Source organism: Thalassotalea sp. SU-HH00458, from assembly GCF_040362795.1.
Classification (GTDB): Bacteria; Pseudomonadota; Gammaproteobacteria; order Enterobacterales; family Alteromonadaceae; genus Thalassotalea_H; species Thalassotalea_H castellviae.
In genome coordinates this window covers 77,839-96,794 of the sequence record NZ_BAABWW010000004.1, presented here as the reverse complement: position 1 = coordinate 96,794, position 18,956 = coordinate 77,839, and the positions used below count along the sequence as shown (strand labels likewise).

General features: G+C 37.7%; 18 protein-coding genes. 9 read left to right on the top strand and 9 right to left on the bottom strand.

Going from position 1 to position 18,956, the window contains the following annotated elements; translation table 11 throughout:
* Positions 1-88 precede the first annotated feature (88 nt).
* A complete protein-coding gene (locus ABXH06_RS07460) occupies positions 89-2,515 on the top strand; it encodes a zinc-dependent metalloprotease (RefSeq protein WP_353517811.1) in 2,427 nt (808 codons plus the stop codon).
* A gap of 182 nt (positions 2,516-2,697) precedes the next feature.
* Here ABXH06_RS07460 and ABXH06_RS07455 read toward each other — a convergent pair whose 3' ends face one another.
* Positions 2,698-2,859: a hypothetical protein gene (locus ABXH06_RS07455; RefSeq protein WP_311584038.1), complete on the bottom strand. Its 162-nt coding sequence runs from the start codon at positions 2,857-2,859 to the stop codon at positions 2,698-2,700.
* 154 nt (positions 2,860-3,013) lie between these two features.
* On the opposite strand from ABXH06_RS07455, the gene ABXH06_RS07450 reads away from it, so the two are divergent.
* Together ABXH06_RS07450 and ABXH06_RS07445 are read left to right on the top strand one after the other, a co-directional pair.
* Positions 3,014-4,459, top strand: coding sequence for an aminotransferase-like domain-containing protein (locus ABXH06_RS07450; protein WP_353517810.1), 1,446 nt, complete (start codon positions 3,014-3,016; stop codon positions 4,457-4,459).
* A complete protein-coding gene (locus tag ABXH06_RS07445; RefSeq protein ID WP_353517809.1) occupies positions 4,456-5,655 on the top strand; it encodes a multidrug effflux MFS transporter in 1,200 nt (399 codons plus the stop codon). The genes ABXH06_RS07450 and ABXH06_RS07445 overlap by 4 nt, the downstream gene beginning before the upstream one ends.
* 43 nt (positions 5,656-5,698) lie before the next feature.
* Here ABXH06_RS07445 and ABXH06_RS07440 read toward each other — a convergent pair whose 3' ends face one another.
* From ABXH06_RS07440 to aroQ, 6 genes are all read right to left on the bottom strand, one after another.
* Positions 5,699-5,893: an oxidoreductase-like domain-containing protein gene (locus tag ABXH06_RS07440; protein WP_353517808.1), complete on the bottom strand. Its 195-nt coding sequence runs from the start codon at positions 5,891-5,893 to the stop codon at positions 5,699-5,701.
* 12 nt (positions 5,894-5,905) lie between these two features.
* Positions 5,906-6,070, bottom strand: coding sequence for an oxidoreductase-like domain-containing protein (locus tag ABXH06_RS07435; RefSeq protein ID WP_311584030.1), 165 nt, complete (start codon positions 6,068-6,070; stop codon positions 5,906-5,908).
* A 51-nt stretch (positions 6,071-6,121) separates the two neighbouring features.
* Positions 6,122-6,712, bottom strand: coding sequence for a hypothetical protein (locus tag ABXH06_RS07430; RefSeq protein ID WP_353517807.1), 591 nt, complete (start codon positions 6,710-6,712; stop codon positions 6,122-6,124).
* Between the two features lie 83 nt (positions 6,713-6,795).
* The gene (accC, locus tag ABXH06_RS07425) at positions 6,796-8,142 is read right to left on the bottom strand and encodes an acetyl-CoA carboxylase biotin carboxylase subunit (protein WP_311584026.1); all 1,347 of its coding nucleotides are present in this window, start codon (positions 8,140-8,142) and stop codon (positions 6,796-6,798) included.
* Between the two features lie 24 nt (positions 8,143-8,166).
* Positions 8,167-8,622, bottom strand: a complete 456-nt coding sequence (accB, locus tag ABXH06_RS07420) for an acetyl-CoA carboxylase biotin carboxyl carrier protein (protein ID WP_311584024.1) — start codon at positions 8,620-8,622, stop codon at positions 8,167-8,169.
* A gap of 61 nt (positions 8,623-8,683) precedes the next feature.
* Positions 8,684-9,139, bottom strand: a complete 456-nt coding sequence (gene aroQ, locus ABXH06_RS07415; RefSeq protein ID WP_311584022.1) for a type II 3-dehydroquinate dehydratase — start codon at positions 9,137-9,139, stop codon at positions 8,684-8,686.
* Positions 9,140-9,543: 404 nt separating this feature from the next.
* On the opposite strand from aroQ, the gene ABXH06_RS07410 reads away from it, so the two are divergent.
* From ABXH06_RS07410 to ABXH06_RS07400, 3 genes are read left to right on the top strand one after another with little or no spacing between them, the layout of a single operon-like run.
* Positions 9,544-9,894 (top strand): hypothetical protein, encoded by a 351-nt coding sequence (locus tag ABXH06_RS07410; RefSeq protein WP_311584020.1) that lies wholly within the window; start codon positions 9,544-9,546, stop codon positions 9,892-9,894.
* Entirely contained in the window at positions 9,872-11,098 is a 1,227-nt protein-coding gene (locus ABXH06_RS07405) for a hypothetical protein (protein WP_311584018.1), read from the top strand. Before ABXH06_RS07410 ends, ABXH06_RS07405 begins: the two co-directional genes overlap by 23 nt.
* A 3-nt stretch (positions 11,099-11,101) precedes the next feature.
* Positions 11,102-13,546, top strand: coding sequence for a bifunctional diguanylate cyclase/phosphodiesterase (locus ABXH06_RS07400; protein ID WP_353517806.1), 2,445 nt, complete (start codon positions 11,102-11,104; stop codon positions 13,544-13,546).
* 55 nt (positions 13,547-13,601) lie between these two features.
* Here the strand turns inward: ABXH06_RS07400 and ABXH06_RS07395 are convergent, their stop codons facing one another.
* Both ABXH06_RS07395 and cutA read right to left on the bottom strand, forming a co-directional pair.
* Complete coding sequence (locus tag ABXH06_RS07395) at positions 13,602-15,422, bottom strand: protein-disulfide reductase DsbD (RefSeq protein ID WP_353517805.1); 1,821 nt, start codon at positions 15,420-15,422, stop codon at positions 13,602-13,604.
* 4 nt (positions 15,423-15,426) lie between these two features.
* Complete coding sequence (gene cutA, locus ABXH06_RS07390) at positions 15,427-15,738, bottom strand: divalent-cation tolerance protein CutA (RefSeq protein WP_311584012.1); 312 nt, start codon at positions 15,736-15,738, stop codon at positions 15,427-15,429.
* A gap of 162 nt (positions 15,739-15,900) precedes the next feature.
* Here cutA and ABXH06_RS07385 point away from each other — a divergent pair, with 162 nt between their 5' ends.
* The 3 genes from ABXH06_RS07385 to groL all read left to right on the top strand — a co-directional run bounded on the left by ABXH06_RS07385 (position 15,901) and on the right by groL (position 18,633).
* A complete protein-coding gene (locus ABXH06_RS07385) occupies positions 15,901-16,410 on the top strand; it encodes an FxsA family protein (protein ID WP_311584010.1) in 510 nt (169 codons plus the stop codon).
* Positions 16,411-16,539: 129 nt separating this feature from the next.
* A complete protein-coding gene (locus ABXH06_RS07380) occupies positions 16,540-16,830 on the top strand; it encodes a co-chaperone GroES (RefSeq protein WP_311584008.1) in 291 nt (96 codons plus the stop codon).
* Positions 16,831-16,980: 150 nt separating this feature from the next.
* On the top strand, positions 16,981-18,633 hold the full coding sequence (gene groL / locus ABXH06_RS07375) for a chaperonin GroEL (protein WP_311584006.1): 1,653 nt from the start codon (positions 16,981-16,983) through the stop codon (positions 18,631-18,633).
* Positions 18,634-18,956 lie beyond the last annotated feature (323 nt).

Genomic DNA, 18,956 nt, shown 5'->3' with positions numbered 1-18,956 from the left:
AACAATAAATTGCCGGTTAATCAGTAGCCATTTTCTCTAATTACCGGTGAAAAATTTCTCTGTATCGCGCAATTGAAAAGGAAAATATATGAAATTGCTCAAAAATATTCTTTTATTACTCACCTGCAGTATTTTTTCGCTGCACGCGTCAACTAGCTTTGGTGATTTTATAAAAGGAAAAACCTTACAAGAAGGCTATTTTTCTTTTTATTTAGATGATGAAGCAGGCAAAGTTTACTTAGCCATTGATAAATTTGATCAAGCGTTTCTTTTTCAAAGCTCAATGCCTCATGGTATTGGCTCAAATGATATTGGCCTTGATCGTGGTCAATTAGGTGATACACGTTTAGTGCAATTTGAACGAGTTGGCAATAAAGTGTTTCTTCGTCAAAAAAATACTTATTATCGAGCAAACAGTCAAAATGTTTTAGAAAAAAAAGCAGTTAATGAAGCGTTTGCCAGCTCAATTATTTGGGGGTTTAAGGTTGAAACTACTTCTAAAGACAAAGCGGTGGTTTTAATTGATTACACCCCTTTTTTACTTTCAGATATTCATAATATTTCGGATACCTTAAAAAGACGTAAAGAAGGCAATTTTAAGATAGACGCTAGCCGCAGTGGTTTGTATAAAAAACGTATAAAAGCATTTCCCAAAAATACCGAGTTAGAGGCAACCGTTACTTATAAAGGCAGCGGTGCTGGTAAATACTTACGCACGGTAACCCCTGAAAATAGTGCGATTACCGTAAATCTTCATCATTCATTAATTAAATTACCGGATGATAATTATCAAACGCGTGCTTTTCATCCATTCAGTGGATTTTGGTCACACTCTTACGCTGACTATGCGAGTGATATTGATCAACCATTAATTAAACGCGTGATCCCTCGTCATCGATTAACGAAAAAAAATCCTGCGGCGAAAGTCAGCGAAGCCGTTGAACCGATTATTTATTATTTAGATGCTGGCGTACCAGAGCCGGTTAAAAGTGCATTGTTAGACGGAGCTCGTTGGTGGAATCAAGCATATGAAGCGATAGGTTATAAAGATGCCTTTCAAGTGAAAATGTTACCTGCTGATGCTGACCCAATGGATGTGCGTTACAACGTGATTCAATGGGTACACAGAGCTACACGAGGGTGGTCATATGGTTCATCGGTTATTGATCCTCGTACCGGTGAAATCATGAAAGGTCATGTAACTTTAGGCTCTTTAAGAGTCAGACAAGACTATTTGATTGCTCTTGGTTTAACTTCACCTTTTGACACTGCAGAAACTGATACTTCTGCGATGAAAGAAATGGCATTAGCGAGAATTCGTCAATTATCGGCTCATGAGGTGGGTCATACGTTGGGTATCGCTCATAACTTTGCCGCGAGTACGAATGATCGCGCATCTGTGATGGATTATCCGCATCCGTTTATTACTCTCAACAATGGTGAAATTGATTTATCAAAGGCTTACGATGATAAAATTGGTGTGTGGGATAAACATGTTATCGCGTATGGCTACAGTGATTTAACCGAAGAAAATGAATCGAATTTTTTAGCGAGTACGATTAAGTCTGCTCAAGAAAAAGGTTTGCTATATGTGTCTGATGCTGATGCACGCCCACATTCTGGTGCTCATAACACCGGACATTTATGGGACAACGGTAAAAATGCCAGCCAAGAATTATTAAGAATGTTGGCGGTAAGAGAAAAAGCTCTTGCTGATTTTGGTGTTAATAGTATTCCTGTAGGGACACCGTTGTCTGAAATAGAGCCGGTATTAGTGCCAATCTATAATTTTCATCGTTTTCAGGTTGAAGCTACCGCTAAATTGATTGCTGGGGTGGATTATAGTTATCAAGTGCGTGAAGAAAATCAAAACGTTGAATTAGCTACCGTTGACGGTAAAACGCAAACAGCAGCATTGAATGCCTTACTGTCTACTCTTTCACCCGACGTGCTCACTTTACCTGAGCATATAATTAAGTTAATTCCCCCCAAAGCATATGGTTACTATCGAGATCGTGAAAGCTTTATCAGTAATACAGGCTTAACTTTTGACCCGGTATCTGCTGCTGAAGCCAGTGCAAAACATACCTTAACATTACTATTAAACGCGGGACGTTTAGCACGATTACAACAGCAATCGATGTTAAATACTGATGTTTTATCAATCGCAGAATTATTCGATAAATTGATAAAATCTACGATAAAAAGTAAGCCTGAAAAAGCTTTGAAAGTACTGACCCAACAACGTGTTAATCAGCAAGTGGTTGAGCATTTACTAGCATTATGGCATCAAAAGGGATTAGTGAGCGAAGTAAGGTCTGAAGTGTTTTATAGCTTGACTCAATTAAAGCGTTGGTTGAAAGAAAATCAAAAATCGAGAAAATATAAAGCGATGGCTGCACAGTTTTCATTACTAGAAAATCAAATTGAATATAGTTTAGGTCAAGGTAAATTAATGACACCTAAATCAACGATTAAAATGCCGCCGGGTTCACCAATTGGCAGTGTTTATTAATGTGCAAGGCTATTAAAATTGTTAAAAATGAACCGTTAACCTAACTGTTCATTTGTTGCAGAAAAAACGGCTTGAAGAGGAAGGAATCGACAAGCCGTAGTGCAATATCACTTAATGGTAAATAAGTGGTTTGCAAAAAAGATAGAAGTCACTAGTTTCATTATTCAAAACGACTAACTAAGTTAGCGTTGACAACATTTCTCAGTTTGATCTTTAACTAATCTAGCTATTCGAAGCGAGTTTAATGGTGCTTCAACCGCAGCAAGACTTTCATAAATATTGCTGTTAAAACTTGCACTAAACCATTGTTTGAACCACGAATGTATTGATTTGATTAAACGCATATAAACTCCTTAGTTTTGATCTCAAAAATGTCATGAGATATGAATGATTGATGGACAGTTTAAGGAAAATTTGATGTAATAACATACACAAAAAAATAGAAATGATACCTATACAGTTTGTAATTCAAGTTTAGGTTTTGGAAACGGCGTTATCATGCGATTACTCGATAAATCATCTTCAGAATTTTTATATCAGCAAGTGATCGATTTTATCGATCGACAAGTTGAAAGTGGCGCACTACGAGCAGGAGATAAGCTGCCTAGTTTACGCAAGCTCAGTCGACAATTTGACATAAGCGTGCCTACTGTCAAGCAAGCTTATATTGAGCTTGAACGACAAGGTTGTATTTCGGCTCGTCCACAATCTGGTTATTATCTTAAAGCCAAACAAGCAAGAACTTTATTACCTATGCGAGCTAAATGGGCTTGCTGCCAACCGGTTGAAGTATCGTGTCGAAGTTTAATAGAACAAGTATATGACGCCGTTCATTTACCTGACACAGTTGCGTTAGGAATATCCAACCCTGTTAATGCTCATCCACCAGATAAGGCTTTGGCGCGATTAATGCGTTCTGTGTTAAGTCGAGTGGCGGAAAAAGCCGTGAGTTATGGCCCGATTAATGGTGATGCAAAACTGCGCTTAACGTTAGCCTTACGGTATCAAGAATTAGGTGTTGATGTGAATCATCAGGACATGGTGATCACGAGCGGTGCTCAAGAAGCGTTATCCATTGCCTTACAATGTGTGGCGAAAAGAGGCGATATAATTGCTGTTGAGTCTCCCTGTTTTTTTGGTTTAATTGAGCTGATTGAGAGTTTAGGGATGAAAGCGCTAGAAGTTTACACCTGCACCGAGGAAGGTGTGTGTGTTAATGAATTAGCGAAGGTACTCGATCAGCATAAGGTAACGGCTTGCTTATTTTCAACGGCGATTAATAACCCGTTGGGATCTTTGATGACTAACGAACAACGTCAGGCACTAGTCAAAATGTTAGAGTCGCGAGATATTCCACTGATTGAAGATGATGTTTACAGCGATATTTATTTTACTGAAACAAGACCTGTACCCGCTCAATTATATTCTGAAAAAGGCTTGGTGATGACGTGTTCTTCTTTTTCGAAAACTGCTGCTCCTGGTTATCGGATTGGTTGGTTGATCCCAGGTAAGTTTGAAGAAACAGCTAAAAGAATTAAACGTGCTCAATCTTGTTCTACGGCTATGCTACAACAATGGACATTAACGGATTATTTATTAAGTGGCGAATATGATCGTCATTTACAGGTGTTGAGGAAAACCTTACGTTACAACCTAGAGCGAATGAGAGAACTTGTCGCGGAACATTTTCCTCATGAAGTGTGTATTTCAAAACCGCAAGGAGGAAGTGTTTTGTGGATACGTTGTCGTTCTCATGTTAATACCAGTAAGATTTTTTCTAAAGCGATTGAGCAAGGGGTAAGTTTTGCTCCGGGAGAAATATTTTCTCCTTCTGGCCAATATAAAAATTATATGCGATTAAGTTTTGGTATTAAGTGGAGTGAAAAAATAGATCACGCGGTGGCAACCTTAGGTAGCCTTGTTTCTGAGTATTCGAAAAAATGATGACAACTTCTGAGCAAACTAATCATCAGGTTTCGTTAAAGCTATTATTACCATTATTAGCTTCAATCATTGCGGTTTCACCTTTAGCCATTGATATGTATTTACCGGCAATGCCTATTATTGCCGCGCAATTATCTACTGATATGTCGTCTGTTCAAAATAGCTTAAGCATTTATTTGTTAGGTTATGCATTAGGATTATTGTTTTTTGGTCCATTGGCAGACAAATATCGCCGACGAACATTAGTCATCATAGGTATTTCAGGCTTTACACTCGTCAGTTTTGCGATTCCTTTTGTAACATCAATTGAACACTTTTTAACTTTAAGATTTGCGCAAGCGTTTATAAGTAGCGCAGCCACGGTTGTTGTGCCAGGCACAATAAAAGAACGTTATGGTAATAATACGGCCAAAGGCTTTTCTTATGTTTCTATGATCATGATGGTTGCACCTATGATAGCCCCTAGTATTGGCAGCGTTTTATTACTGCATAGCTGGCAGGCTATTTTCACGGTTTTGGGCATATATAGCTTGTTAATTTTATGCCTGGCTTATCGCTTTTTACCGGAAAGAAAACAAGTTATCGAAGTAAAAAGGGTGAGTTTTTTAGCACGATATAAAATTGTTTTCGGTCATAAAAAATCGCAATTAGATTTATTGAGCTCTATGGCTATTTCTTTAGCTTTTTTTGCTTTTATTACCGCAATTCCTTTTGTGTATTTAACTGTTTTTAAGGTGTCTGAATTTGCCTTTAGTTTTTTATTTGGCATTAACGTCATGACTTTGATGACGGCACATTTTATTAACACTCGTTTAGTGACTAGAAAGGGTTCAAGAAAAATGCAATCGTACGGTTTAGTGGTTGCTTTATTAGCTTCCAGTGGATTAGTCATTGCGCAGTATTTTCAGTTATCCCTTATTTATACAGTGGCGGTTTTATTACCTTTGATGGGCAGTATTTCAATGATTGCCGTCAATACAGATGCCTTGATATTATTAGAGTTTAATCGAGAATCAGGCACAGCCACGGCGGTTATTGGCACATTAAGGTTTGGTATCGGCTCACTTGCTGGGCCAATTCTTGCGTATTTTTATGATGGCAGTGCATTGCCTTTTGCACTGTTAATGTGGTGTTCGGTTATTGTGGTTTTGTTATGCCAACTTCCACATTGGGTGAATACAAATTTAAAAAATTAACGACGAGGGAGAGTCTCGTTATTTAACCTACTTAAAAGAAGGTTTATCGGTAAGTATTCTCTTTACTTTGTTGTGAAAAGAGGGGGGATTGTCGGGTATCTTCCCGATTTTCTGTTTGTTGTTGCCACTGCGTTAAGTCAGCATAATATTGATCCCATACGCAAGGAGAACATGATCCGCCGCCACAGCAATCATCATCAGCAGGCGGCACAGGTTTAGTGTTTAAAGGATTATTCATGTTCATTTAACATTAATCATCATCTTTTTGATTTGCTGCTTTTTCTTGCAGTTCAACTTGTTGTAAACGCCATTTTTTACGTTCTGCATAGTAAAGGTCCCACACACAAGGGGTACAAGCTCTATCGCAACATTCACCTTCGGCTGGTGGTTGTGGTTTTTCTAATAATTCAGACATAGGATGAATTAGCTCTTAAAGTTTTTCGTCAAGATGTTTAAATAGTCTCGATTAATCGTGGTATCCCCATGGAGCATCAGGTGTTTTAATGGGTTTTGTTAAGTCAAAATCGACGCGGAACTCTCTACCTTGCCTAATTAAACGATAAGTGAATTTCTCCGGATAGATATACATCTGCCAAGTATTGCCTATCGATTGTGGAATTCCACCGCGAACAAATGTTTCTTTAGAGTATTGGTCCGCTGGAAAAGATTGTACTTGTGGCCAACCTGCGTCAACTGTATGGCCACCGTACATAGTTAATTCATCGTTACTGCCATCTTTGTGTCGATGATCGTGCTTTAGAGATAATCCTGAGCCGGTTTTTGTAATAATCCAGGTTCTCGAAGCATCTTCACCAACATGAAATGGAATCTGTAGGGTGTCATCGCTACAACTTCTAACATGCATAATTAGTTGTTTGTTAGAAAACCCATCACCTTTGGCATTATCTACAGTAACTGTTCCCGCATATGCCTTACCACAATGCTGTTTGATGTTATTGAAAAACTGATCATGACTATCAATTGATACTAAAGGCGCATCAGCTTGGGCATTTAATGAATAAAGAATAATAAATATTGCAGTTATTAGTTTTTGCATGAATTGGTCACCTGTAATAAATTCACAGGTAGTTTAAACAAAAAAGCCTGCATAAGCAGGCTTTTTATCAGCGAGAAGAAGGATTATTCGTTTTCAGAAAGTTTCTTTTCTAAATAATGGATATTTGCACCGCCATTGACAAACCCTTGATCATTTAAAATATCTTGATGTAAGGCAATGTTGGTTTTAATACCGTCAATCACTAATTCATTTAATGCATTGCGCATCCGAGCAATGGCCACATCACGGTTATCACCGTAGGTAATAAGCTTACCGATCATCGAATCATAATGTGGTGGTACTGAATAATCTGCATAAATATGAGAGTCCCAACGCACACCCATTCCCCCCGGAGGATGAAAGCGGGTGATTTTACCCGGTGAAGGAATAAAAGTACGTGGATCTTCAGCATTAATACGACATTCAATTGAATGCCCTGCAATTTTTATATCTTCTTGGGTATAAGATAACGGCTGACCAGCAGCAACACGTAATTGCTCTTTAATTAAATCAACACCGGTGATCATTTCGGTAACGGGGTGTTCAACTTGAATACGGGTATTCATTTCAATGAAATAGAACTCGCCGTTTTCATACAAAAATTCAAACGTACCAGCACCGCGATAGTTAATATCAATACACGCTTTACAGCATCGTTCACCAATTTTAGCGCGCATTTCCGGAGTAATGCCTGGCGCTGGTGCTTCTTCAACTACCTTTTGATGACGACGTTGCATAGAACAATCTCGCTCACCTAAGTGAATAGCGCCGCCTTGCCCATCGGCAATAATTTGAATTTCAACATGACGTGGGTTTTCAAGGAATTTTTCCATGTAAACCATATCATTTTTGAAAATTGTGCCGGCTTCTCTCTTGGTTAAAGCGATTGCTTCTAGCAACTCTTCTTCACTGCGAACAACACGCATACCACGACCACCGCCGCCGCCAGCTGCTTTTACAATGACCGGATAACCAATACGTTTACCGTGCGCAATATTCAATGCGTCATCATCAGTTAACGGCCCGTCAGAACCAGGAACACATGGTACCCCAGCTTCTTTCATGGCTTTGATCGCGGCAACTTTATCACCCATAATACGGATGCTTTCGGCTTTTGGGCCGATAAAAGCAAAGCCTGATTTTTCCACTTGCTCAGCAAAGTCAGCATTTTCCGCTAAAAAGCCATAACCAGGATGAATTGCAACGGCATTTGTGACTTCAGCTGCTGTAATAATGGCCGGTATATTTAAGTAACTATCAGGTGCTGGTGCTTTACCAATACAAATGGTTTCATCTGCTAATAAAACATGTTTGAGGTTTTTGTCTGCTGTCGAATGAACAGCAACAGTTTTAATACCTAGCTCTTTACAAGCACGCAGTATTCTCAACGCAATTTCGCCTCTATTGGCGATAAGTACTTTATCTAACATGGAATTACCCTTCTTTTAGTGGGCTTATTCAATGATGAATAGCGGTTGGTCGAATTCAATAGCATCTTCGTTATTGGCTAATATCTCTTTAATTACGCCAGATTTATCCGCTTCAATTTGATTCATCATTTTCATTGCTTCTAAAATACATAATGTATCGCCAGCATTAACGTGTTGTCCAACTTCAACAAAAGCCGGTGCATCAGGTGAAGCAGAAGCATAGAAAGTACCAACCATTGGAGATCGAACAATATGACCTGATAATGCTGCTGGAGCTGCAGGTTCAGCCGATGGAGTTGCTGGTGCCGGTGCTGGAGCAGCACTTGCTACTGGTGCAGCTTGTTGAACCATTGGTGCAGCTTGCATTACTGTGCCACCACGACTAATTCTTACTGATTCTTCACCTTCAGAAATTTCTAGTTCGTTGATCCCTGATTCTTCAACTAGTTCTATTAATTTTTTTATTTTACGAATATCCATGAGATTACCTTTTTAACTGTTTATATATTGTGTAAGTTTATAATTGATATTTTTACATCAATTATGACAAATTCTTGGTTAAGTACTGATGCGCGCTTGTTAAAGCATAGCCATAACCTATAGGGCCTAAACCACAAATCACGCCTTGTGCAACATCCGATAAATACGAATGTTGTCTAAAATTTTCTCTGGCATGAACGTTAGATAAATGCACTTCAATAAAAGGGATATTTACTGATAACAAGGCATCTCTTAATGCAACACTGGTGTGGGTGAAAGCCGCAGGGTTGATAATAATAAAATCTACCACTTGAAATGCTTTATGTATTTCATCAATCATTTCGAATTCAGCATTTGACTGGAAATGAGTAAGTTCAATGTCAAGATTATTAGCACGCAGCACTAAATCGTTTATTATCTCATCAAGAGACAATGAGCCATATATTTCAGGTTCACGCTTGCCTAACATATTTAAATTCGGGCCATTTAACACTAAAACTTTAAACTTTGTTGTCATTTTCTGAGAAATACCTAATAAAAGCCATTATTGTGTTTATCATCACATAAAAAACGTTGCGATGGAATTCTTTATGATTAATTCAACAAATTAAATCAATTTTTCGATTATTATAGTGTTTTCGACGAATTTAGCAGCAAAATACTGGTCTAATCTCTTTTGTTGTAAAAGCTGGCAAGATAAAGTTTTGTTATTTAATTAGTTTTAGCTAAACTTATAATTGATTACTGAGTTTCTAATTGCTGATTTTTTAGGGACTTAGCAAGTTTACAGTATGAAGTTTATTCCATACTGTTCATTATTGTTTTGGATTAATTGATAGGGATATCGTCATCAACCGTATTCTTTCTTTGTGCTTGATAGTGTTAAGTATCACAATTGCATCGCCCAGTAAGGCAATGCATGTGATTACTCATGCTTCTGTAAATGTAGACACAATGACCACAGCTCAACTTAGACGTATTTATTCAATACGACAAATACGTTGGGCAAATAATACCCCCATTGTTGTTTTCGTTTTACCAAGCCAGCATGTCATTCATAAAAACTTTTCAAAAAATATATTAAATATATTCCCATATAAGCTTGATCGGATTTGGAATAAGTTAACGTTTTCAGGATTAGGCGTAGCACCAACGGTGGTTCAATCTCAAGATGCATTACTTAAAGCTGTTAGCAATACCCCTGGGGCAATTGGATATGTTGATGATTTCAATAAGGAAGCAGATGTAAATGTTATTAAAATTTCAATATAGCAGTTATTTTAAAGCTAAAACGCGATTTATCATGGCTTTCATTACCTTGTTTTTCGTTGCTCAAGCTCTTGGGCAAAACAATAATAATGAAGCATGGCAAGTGCATGGTTTCATCGCACAAGGTTTAATCGATGTTGACGGCAGTACTTTTGTTAATAATGACGGGGATGTTTCCGCCGAGTTAACAGAAATAGGCATCAATGGTTCATATCAACTCAACGATTATTTTAGGGTGACGGGCCAAGCTGTTTATTTAGATGGTGGAAATCGTTATGTTGAAGGAGCAAGGATTGATTATGCTCTGCTAGATTTTGCTGTCTTTCAAGATGAACATTGGTTAGTGAATCTATACTTGGGCCGATTCAAAAATAACAACTTTTTGTATTCAAGCACACGCGATGTTCCTCATGCTAGACCAAGCATTATTCTGCCACAGGCTAAATATTTTGATGGCTTTCGAGACATCGCCATGGGGAGTGATGGCTTTTCTGCTAAGGTGGCTTATAGCTCTAATAACTATGGAGATTTTGATTTATATTTTAACTATGGTTCATCGTCGTTAGATACTAAAGATGTCAAATTACTTTTGGGTGACTTAGTGAAAGGCAAAGGCAAACAGAGATTTGATGCCCAAGCAAGTCTTTATTGGCAACCGCTTTTTTCTCCATGGCAGTTTGGTTTTTCAGTGCTGGATTCTGATTTTTATTATGAGCGAGCGAATACTGACTTTTATGCCGATGGCCTATTTAGTTTCCAGCAATTAGCCGGTAATTTTCTTTATGAAGGGGAAAAGTGGGAATTTAGTGGCGAAATTACCCAATCAAAATTTACTCAAAGGGGATTTTATTTTGAGGATTATCGAAGAGGCGCTACAGGCTTAGGGGCATATATTCAATCAAGATTTCAATATAATAATCAATTGTCATTATTAGCGAGAGTTGAAAAATTTTATGCCGATAAAAAAGATAAAAATGGTAGTCAATTGGAGAAAAATTCAGGGGGAGCAATTCCAAGTTACTTTGCCTATCAAAATGATATCACTATTGGAGGATCTTATCTGTTAGCAGACAATATGAGGATTAATGTAGAGCACCATTGGGTTGAGGGTACGTCACGATTAACGCCAGTTATTTCGCCAAATAAGGAATTAAATAATCAGCGTAGGTGGAGTATGTGGGCCGTTCAATTTATGTATTGGTTTTAATGAATGAAAAAGTTATTTGTTAGTGTTCCTGCCAAACTATTGATTCTAGTCGTTAGTGCTTTATTGATTCTTAGTGCGGGTATATCACTGTTATCAATTTCACGTTTAAATAATGAATTTAAGCAATTTCAAGTTGAAAAAGTTAAACAAAGTAAAAGCCAGCTTGCATTACATACTGGTATTGCTCGCGAAAAATTAACGCTTTGGATCGAATCGTTTAGCGATGTTGTCCAATTAAATAATGAAAGTAATTTAGTAAGCTTGTCTACGGCATTAGCCAGGCAAGTTGATGCGTTGCAGCTCAACCATAATGTTGAAAATGTTTGGTTGATCGATAATCAAAATCAACTGCTATTTAGTACGGTTCAATTAACCGAATATGCACAAAATACCGCTTTAAAAGTGCTATCAGAACAAGAGCCTTTTCATCAATTATATTGTGCAAAGCATTGTGAACAACTTATTGCCGTCCCGATACTTAATCGGCAAGGTGACTTAGCGGTTATTGTGATGACAATGTCACTGGTAGATGTTATTTATTCGATAAACCAAGCATTAAACAGTGAAATTGCGGTTGTCAGTTTTAATAAACAAAACAAAGTGTTAGTTTCAGATGCCGAATTTTTATCAACGTCAAATGTTGGATTGATGCAAGGGCTCATCGATAATATCGGCAAAAACGTATACGTTGATGAAGTGAAAGAGCTAGGGTTTCAAGTCGATATTCATAGTAATAGTTATTTAATGAATTTAATGATGTTAGCTGAGACAGATAAAAAACAATTTTATTTGTCGTTAGTTGATGATGTTACCTCGATAAAAGATGAATATAAACAATATCGATTTCAGTTTTTATTATCCTCATCGTTAATCTTTATCACTTTAGCTATCTTGGTTTACTTGGTTGCTAACCCTTTTACCAATAGAATTCTTACATTATCCAATGCGTTACCACTTCTCGCGAAAAAAGAATTTGAACAATTTCGAAAAATTCGATTAAAACGACGCCGATTATTAGTAGACGAATTAGATATTGTTGCTGATTCAGCTACCGAATTAAGTTATGAATTAGAGCAACTGAACATTGAAATAGAGCAAAAAACCAAAGAGCTCGAAAATATTGCCATGTATGACTTGCTAACCGGGTTACCTAATCGAAATATGCTTAATTATCAGATTAGAAAAGCCGTGGCGAATATTTCTCGTTATAAACAAGGTGTGGCAATCTTGTTTCTCGATTTAGATGACTTTAAAAAAGTAAATGACAGTCATGGTCACAGTGAAGGCGATAAATTATTAATTGAAGCAGCAAATCGTGTTCGCTTAAGCATAAGAAATGTTGATTTAGCGTGTCGTTTTGGCGGGGATGAATTCGTTATTGTATTAAACAATGTTACCTCAGCTGAAGAAGCAGAGCCCATTGCTCAAGAAATATTAGAACGCTTTAAGAAACCAATCAAAATTAAATCGAGTATCTTTTATGTCTCTACCAGCATTGGTATTGCCTTTAGTGATGATGAAACCATTAAAGCAGAGCAATTGGTGAGTCAGGCTGATATCGCCATGTACGAAGCTAAAGATAATGGTGGCGACCAATTCCATATTTATCATCAAGATATGTATCAACGAGTTGCGCATCGAGTCATGATGGAGTCGGAAGTTCGCCAAGCATTAGCGAAAGGTCAATTTAGTTTAAGTTTACAACCGCAAATTGTTGCTAAGAGTAAGCAGTTATATGGTTTTGAAGCTTTGTTACGTTGGAAACACCCTGAGAAAGGCATGATCTCACCGGATGATTTTATTCCAATTTTGGAAAACTCTGAGCATATGGTTGAGCTAGGTTATTGGATTATTCGTCGTTGCTTTGAGCACTGCCAAGAATTGCGGAATTTAGGCTTAAATGAAGTGCGTATTGCCATTAACTTATCCGCAGGCCAGTTTATAGATGTTAATTTACCTAGTTTTCTTCGTGCTCTTTTAGCTGAGTTTAATTTACCTGCTAAATGTTTCGAGTTAGAGCTGACCGAACAAACGTTAGTTAAAGATATTGATCGAGCAATAGAAATGATGAATGCACTAAAAGAGATCGGCTTTAGTTTTGCTATCGATGACTTTGGTACCGGTTATTCATCGTTAGCTTACATCAAAAAAATGCCAGTTGATGTCATTAAAATAGATAAAAGCTTTATCTTTGGTATGTTAGAGAATCATGCTGATTATCAAATTATTATATCAACGATCGCCATGGTGAAAAATTTGGGCTTAAAAGTGGTTGCCGAAGGGGTTGAAACTGGTGCTCAATTGAGAAGTTTAGCGGAAAATGATTGTGATATTATCCAAGGATATTATTTCTCTAAACCGATACCTGAAGCTGAATTATTTGATTTCATAAAAAGCCAAATTAGTGATGGTTATTGGAAAACAACGGCTCAAGTCGTGTTTGACTAAACGACTTTGAGCCTTATTTTGATGTCTTTAACGTTAGATTAGAAAACCTCACAAGCTAAAAAATGGCCTTTACATGTGCGGCAAAAGGTTCAGCAGACATAAAACCAGTGACGCGTTTCGTGGTTAGCTCCTTGCCTTGCAAATCAAAGAATAATATTGATGGTAATCCGAATACTTCAAAGTGTCCCATAAATTCAACATTTTCTTCACTGCCCATATCGGTCAAATCTATTTGTATCATTACGGTATTCATTAGCGCTTTTTGAACTGCTGCATCCGGAAAAGTGTATTCTTCAAACTCTTTACAAGCAATACACCAGTCTGCATAAAGGTCAACCATAACTGTTTTTCCTTGAGTATTTGCTAAGCTAATTTGCTCTTGGAGTTCATTTAATGACGCCACTTTAATAAAGGTATTTTCTGAATGTGTGACGACAGAATTTACCGGTTCCGGATGAATTAAATGATAGGCTTTTTGAGCGCCATAAAACATCATTAGAAAAATGATTAAACTTCTTACGCCAAAAGCAAAGTTAGTTTTGGTATCTCTATTCACCACATAAAAATAAGTGGCACTAGCTAATATTAAACTTACCCATAATATTTGAGTGAATATTGCAGGAATAAAGCGCTCTAATAAGAAAATAGGCACGGCTAACAATAGCAAACCAAAGATATTTTTGATGACATTCATCCAGCCGCCCGCTTTAGGTAGAATTTTTCCGCCGGAACTGCCTAAAATTAATAACGGTAAACCCATGCCTAAACTTAATGCGTATAACGCAGACGCACCTAAGGCAATATCACCTGATTGAGAAATATATAACAGTGCTCCTGTTAAAGGCGCAGTAGTACATGGTGAGGCAACTAAACCTGAAATAGCGCCCATCATTAACACTCCCCAATATGAACCGCCTTTTTGGCCATTGCTGATATTGTTGAGTTTGTTCTGCCAACTACTTGGCAGCGCAAGATTAAATAAACCAAACATGGATAATGCTAAAAAGATAAACAATATACTTAAAGCTATTAATACATAAGGATGTTGAAACATGGCTTGAAATTTTGCCCCAGCAAGTGCAACAACAATGCCTAATGCGGTATAGGTAAGCGCCATGCCTTGTACATAAAAGAAAGATAAACTAAAGGCTTTTTTCGTCGATAATTTATCTTTCTGGCCAACAATGATCCCAGTCAAAATAGGATACATAGGGAATACACAGGGGGTAAAAGACAATAATAATCCGCCGGCAAAAAAAGCGATTAATGTCAGCCAAACATTGTTACCTGCTAACATTGCCGCTAGCTCATGTTGCTCACTAACATCATTATCAACGTCAGCAACATTATTTGAGCTAGTCGATTCGGCGGTCGGTTGAGCAAGTGCTGATAATACAGCTGAATTATTTGTGCTGATTTTACTTAAGCTGATCGTTTTGGTTATGGGTGGAAAACATAAGCCTTTCTCAGCACAACCTTGATATCGTATGTGTAATAAACCATCCGAGGCAACTGAAATTAATGGCACAGCAAAGGCTAACGAGCCTTTATAAATTTGTTGTTTACCAAAAAATTCATCTTCATGGTCAATGCCTATGGGCAAAACAACCTCAGCAAGCTCACTGTTTTCAGCGGTGAATTTAAATTGTTGCTTGTATAAGTAGTAACCTTCAGCTATCTCGAACGTGACCGCAACTTGGCTATTATTTTGGTCAAAATTAAATACAAAGGCTTGCACTGGCTTTAAAAACTCATCTTCGTTACTAAACAGTGAGGAGGATGTGTCAAAAATTGATTGTTGTGCAAAAGTAACGAAACTTACTTGGGTGGAAAAAAATAGCGCGAACAAGAATAAAGCACGTGATAATTGTTTCATAATGTTAATTCAATGATTCTTTGATCCAGTTTAAATAATGCGTATCACCTTGCTGGATGTTCAAAGCGACAACTTCAGGAGTATCATAAGGATGTAAGCGTTTGATTTCACGGCTTACAATATCAAATTTGACACTCTCGGTTTTAATCAATAATTGTATTTCTTCGCTATGTTCAATAACGTTTTGCCAACGATAAATAGACATAACATTGGGAATGATATTGATACAAGCCGCTAATTTATGTTGCACTAAATGTGTCGCTATTTCTTTTGCTGACGTCATTGTAGGGCAGGTACAAAGCACAACCTGATACATTAATGATGTTTCCTTAACTTAAGCTTAAATAAACAATCTAACTTGCTATTTTTGCTATTGAATCAACAAGCAGATTAAATTGCAATGACTCTGCTGAAGCTTCATGCTTGAAAAAGACCTGAACAACCCCATATTTGTTTCATCTATTAAAAGAGAAATTTTATGTTTAGAGTTTTATTTTTACTTTTTATCATTGTTCCAATCATTGAAATTATGGTGCTTATAAATGTTGGCGCTATCTTAGGGGCTTGGCCAACCATTGCAATTGTCATTATTACGGCATGGCTTGGCGCTAAAAATGTCAAACAACAAGGCATAGCAACTTTACAGTCCGTGCAAACTAAAATGGCTCAAGGTGAAATGCCATCGGATGAAATAGTTGCCGGGCTTTTATTATTAGTGGCTGGTGTTTTACTGGTGACGCCAGGTTTTGTGACTGACTTTTTCGGGTTATCTTTATTGGTGCCCCAAATACGGAAGGCATTGATTAACTCGGTGCAACAGCATTTAAAAACCAATATATCTTCTTCTAGTGCAGGTTTTAGTGTGCATTCTCAGCACTTTAATCATTCGGACTTTAACCAGAATGATTTTGGACAAAACCCTGCTGATTTACATAATGAGTCGCATCAAGGAAAAACCATTGATGGTGAGTTTGAACGTAAAGATTAAAAAAATATGATTTAGGGCTTGTGAAGTATTAAATAAGCCCCATCTTATTTTCACAGGTATTTACAAACCAATTTTTTAATAACCCTAATTTAAACCTTTAAGTTAAGTAACATCTCGGAGAGAAAATAAATGAGCATTCGTCCATTACATGATCGCGTAATCATTAAGCGTAAAGAAGTAGAGTCAAAATCTGCTGGCGGTATTGTATTAACAGGTAGTGCTGCAGAAAAGTCAACGCGCGGTGAAGTTGTAGCTGTAGGTAACGGCCGTATTTTAGAAAACGGCGAAGTACGTGCATTAGACGTTAAAGTTGGCGATCAAGTAATCTTCAATGAAGGTTATGGCGTTAAAACAGAAAAAATTGACGGCGAAGACGTATTAATTCTTAGCGAAGCTGATATTTTAGCAATCGTAGAATAATTAATCACTTAGCTTGTCGCTATTTAAGCCTTATAGCGGCATCAAAAGTGCTCACTTACTTTCGTAAGCTCCGCGCTTTTTCTTTGCTCTATAGCTAACTAGTTTAAAGCAAAGCATTAATGAATATTTTGAATATAGGAATTTAAGACAATGGCAAAAGACGTATTATTTGGTAACGACGCACGTGTTAAAATGCTGAAAGGCGTTAACGTATTAGCTGATGCAGTAAAAGTAACTTTAGGCCCTAAAGGTCGTAACGTAGTATTAGATAAATCATTTGGTGGCCCAACTATCACTAAAGATGGTGTGTCAGTAGCGAAAGAAATCGAATTAGAAGATAAATTCGAAAACATGGGCGCTCAAATGGTGAAAGAAGTTGCTTCTAAAGCCAATGATGAAGCGGGTGACGGTACAACAACAGCAACAGTTTTAGCACAAGCAATTGTTAATGAAGGTTTAAAATCAATTGCAGCGGGTATGAACCCAATGGATCTTAAACGCGGGATCGACAAAGCAGTTATTGCTGCTGTTGAAGCGCTTAAAGGTGCTTCTCAAGAATGTGCAGACAACAAAGCTATCGAACAAGTAGGTACTATTTCTGCTAACTCTGATGAAACCGTTGGCCAAATCATTGCTACAGCAATGGATAAAGTAGGCACTGAAGGTGTTATTACCGTTGAAGAAGGTCAAGCATTAACTGACGAATTAGACGTTGTTGAAGGTATGCAGTTTGACCGTGGTTATTTATCACCATATTTCATCAATAACCAAGAAAGCGGCAGTGTTGAATTAGAAAACCCATTTATTTTATTAGTCGATAAAAAAGTTTCTAATATCCGTGAACTATTAACAACGCTTGAAGGTGTTGCTAAAGCCGGTAAACCATTATTAATTATTGCTGAAGATGTTGAAGGCGAAGCGTTGGCAACATTAGTTGTAAACAACATGCGTGGTATTGTGAAAGTAGCAGCGGTTAAAGCGCCTGGTTTTGGTGATCGCCGTAAAGCAATGTTACAAGACATTGCAACATTAACCGCAGGTACCGTAATTTCCGAAGAAATCGGCATGGAGCTTGAAAAAGCAACATTAGAAGATTTAGGTCAAGCGAAACGTGTTGTTATCTCTAAGGACAACACCACGATTATTGACGGTATTGGTGAAGAAGCAGACATTCAAGCTCGTGTTGCTCAAATTCGTGGTCAAATTGAAGAGTCATCTTCAGATTACGACAAAGAAAAATTACAAGAGCGTTTAGCGAAATTAGCGGGCGGTGTTGCCGTTATCAAAATTGGTGCCGCTACCGAAGTTGAAATGAAAGAGAAAAAAGCACGTGTTGAAGATGCATTACATGCGACACGCGCAGCCGTTGAAGAAGGTGTTGTTGCTGGTGGTGGTGTTGCATTAGTTCGCGCAGCTGACGCAATTAAAGACCTTGAAGGTGCTAACGAAGACCAAACTCACGGTATCAACGTTGCAATTCGTGCGATGGAAGCGCCTTTACGTCAAATCGTGAACAACTGTGGTGACGAAGCTTCAGTAGTGTTAAATGCAGTACGTAATGGCGAAGGTAACTACGGTTACAATGCCGGTAACAGCGAATACGGCGATATGTTAGAAATGGGTATCTTAGACCCAACTAAAGTAACTCGTTCAGCGTTACAATTTGCCGCGTCGGTTGCTGGCTTAATGTTAACAACAGAAGCGATGATCACAGACGCGCCGGTTAAAGATGGTGGTGCAGCTCCTGCAATGCCTGATATGGGCGGCATGGGCGGCATGGGCGGAATGGGCGGTATGATGTAATTTATGCTTGTTTAAATTGCCTATTTCATCGTTGCTTTATCACTCGTTTAAGAAACACTAAACGTCATTATAAAGCGCCTTGAACTAAACAATTTACCCTGCACCTAAATAAGTCCAATCCCTTATTAAATAAAAGCCCGAATATCACTATTCGGGCTTTTTATTAGCTGTTTATCAATATCTAATAATACTTTTGTTATTGAGCAATTGTGGCAACATAAAAACTGTCTCTTAGTCGAATCTAATGCCTTCTTTGATACGTAACCGGACGATTTAAATTTTCAATCTGACTATTTTTCAATAACTTAGTAGTACATTGAAGA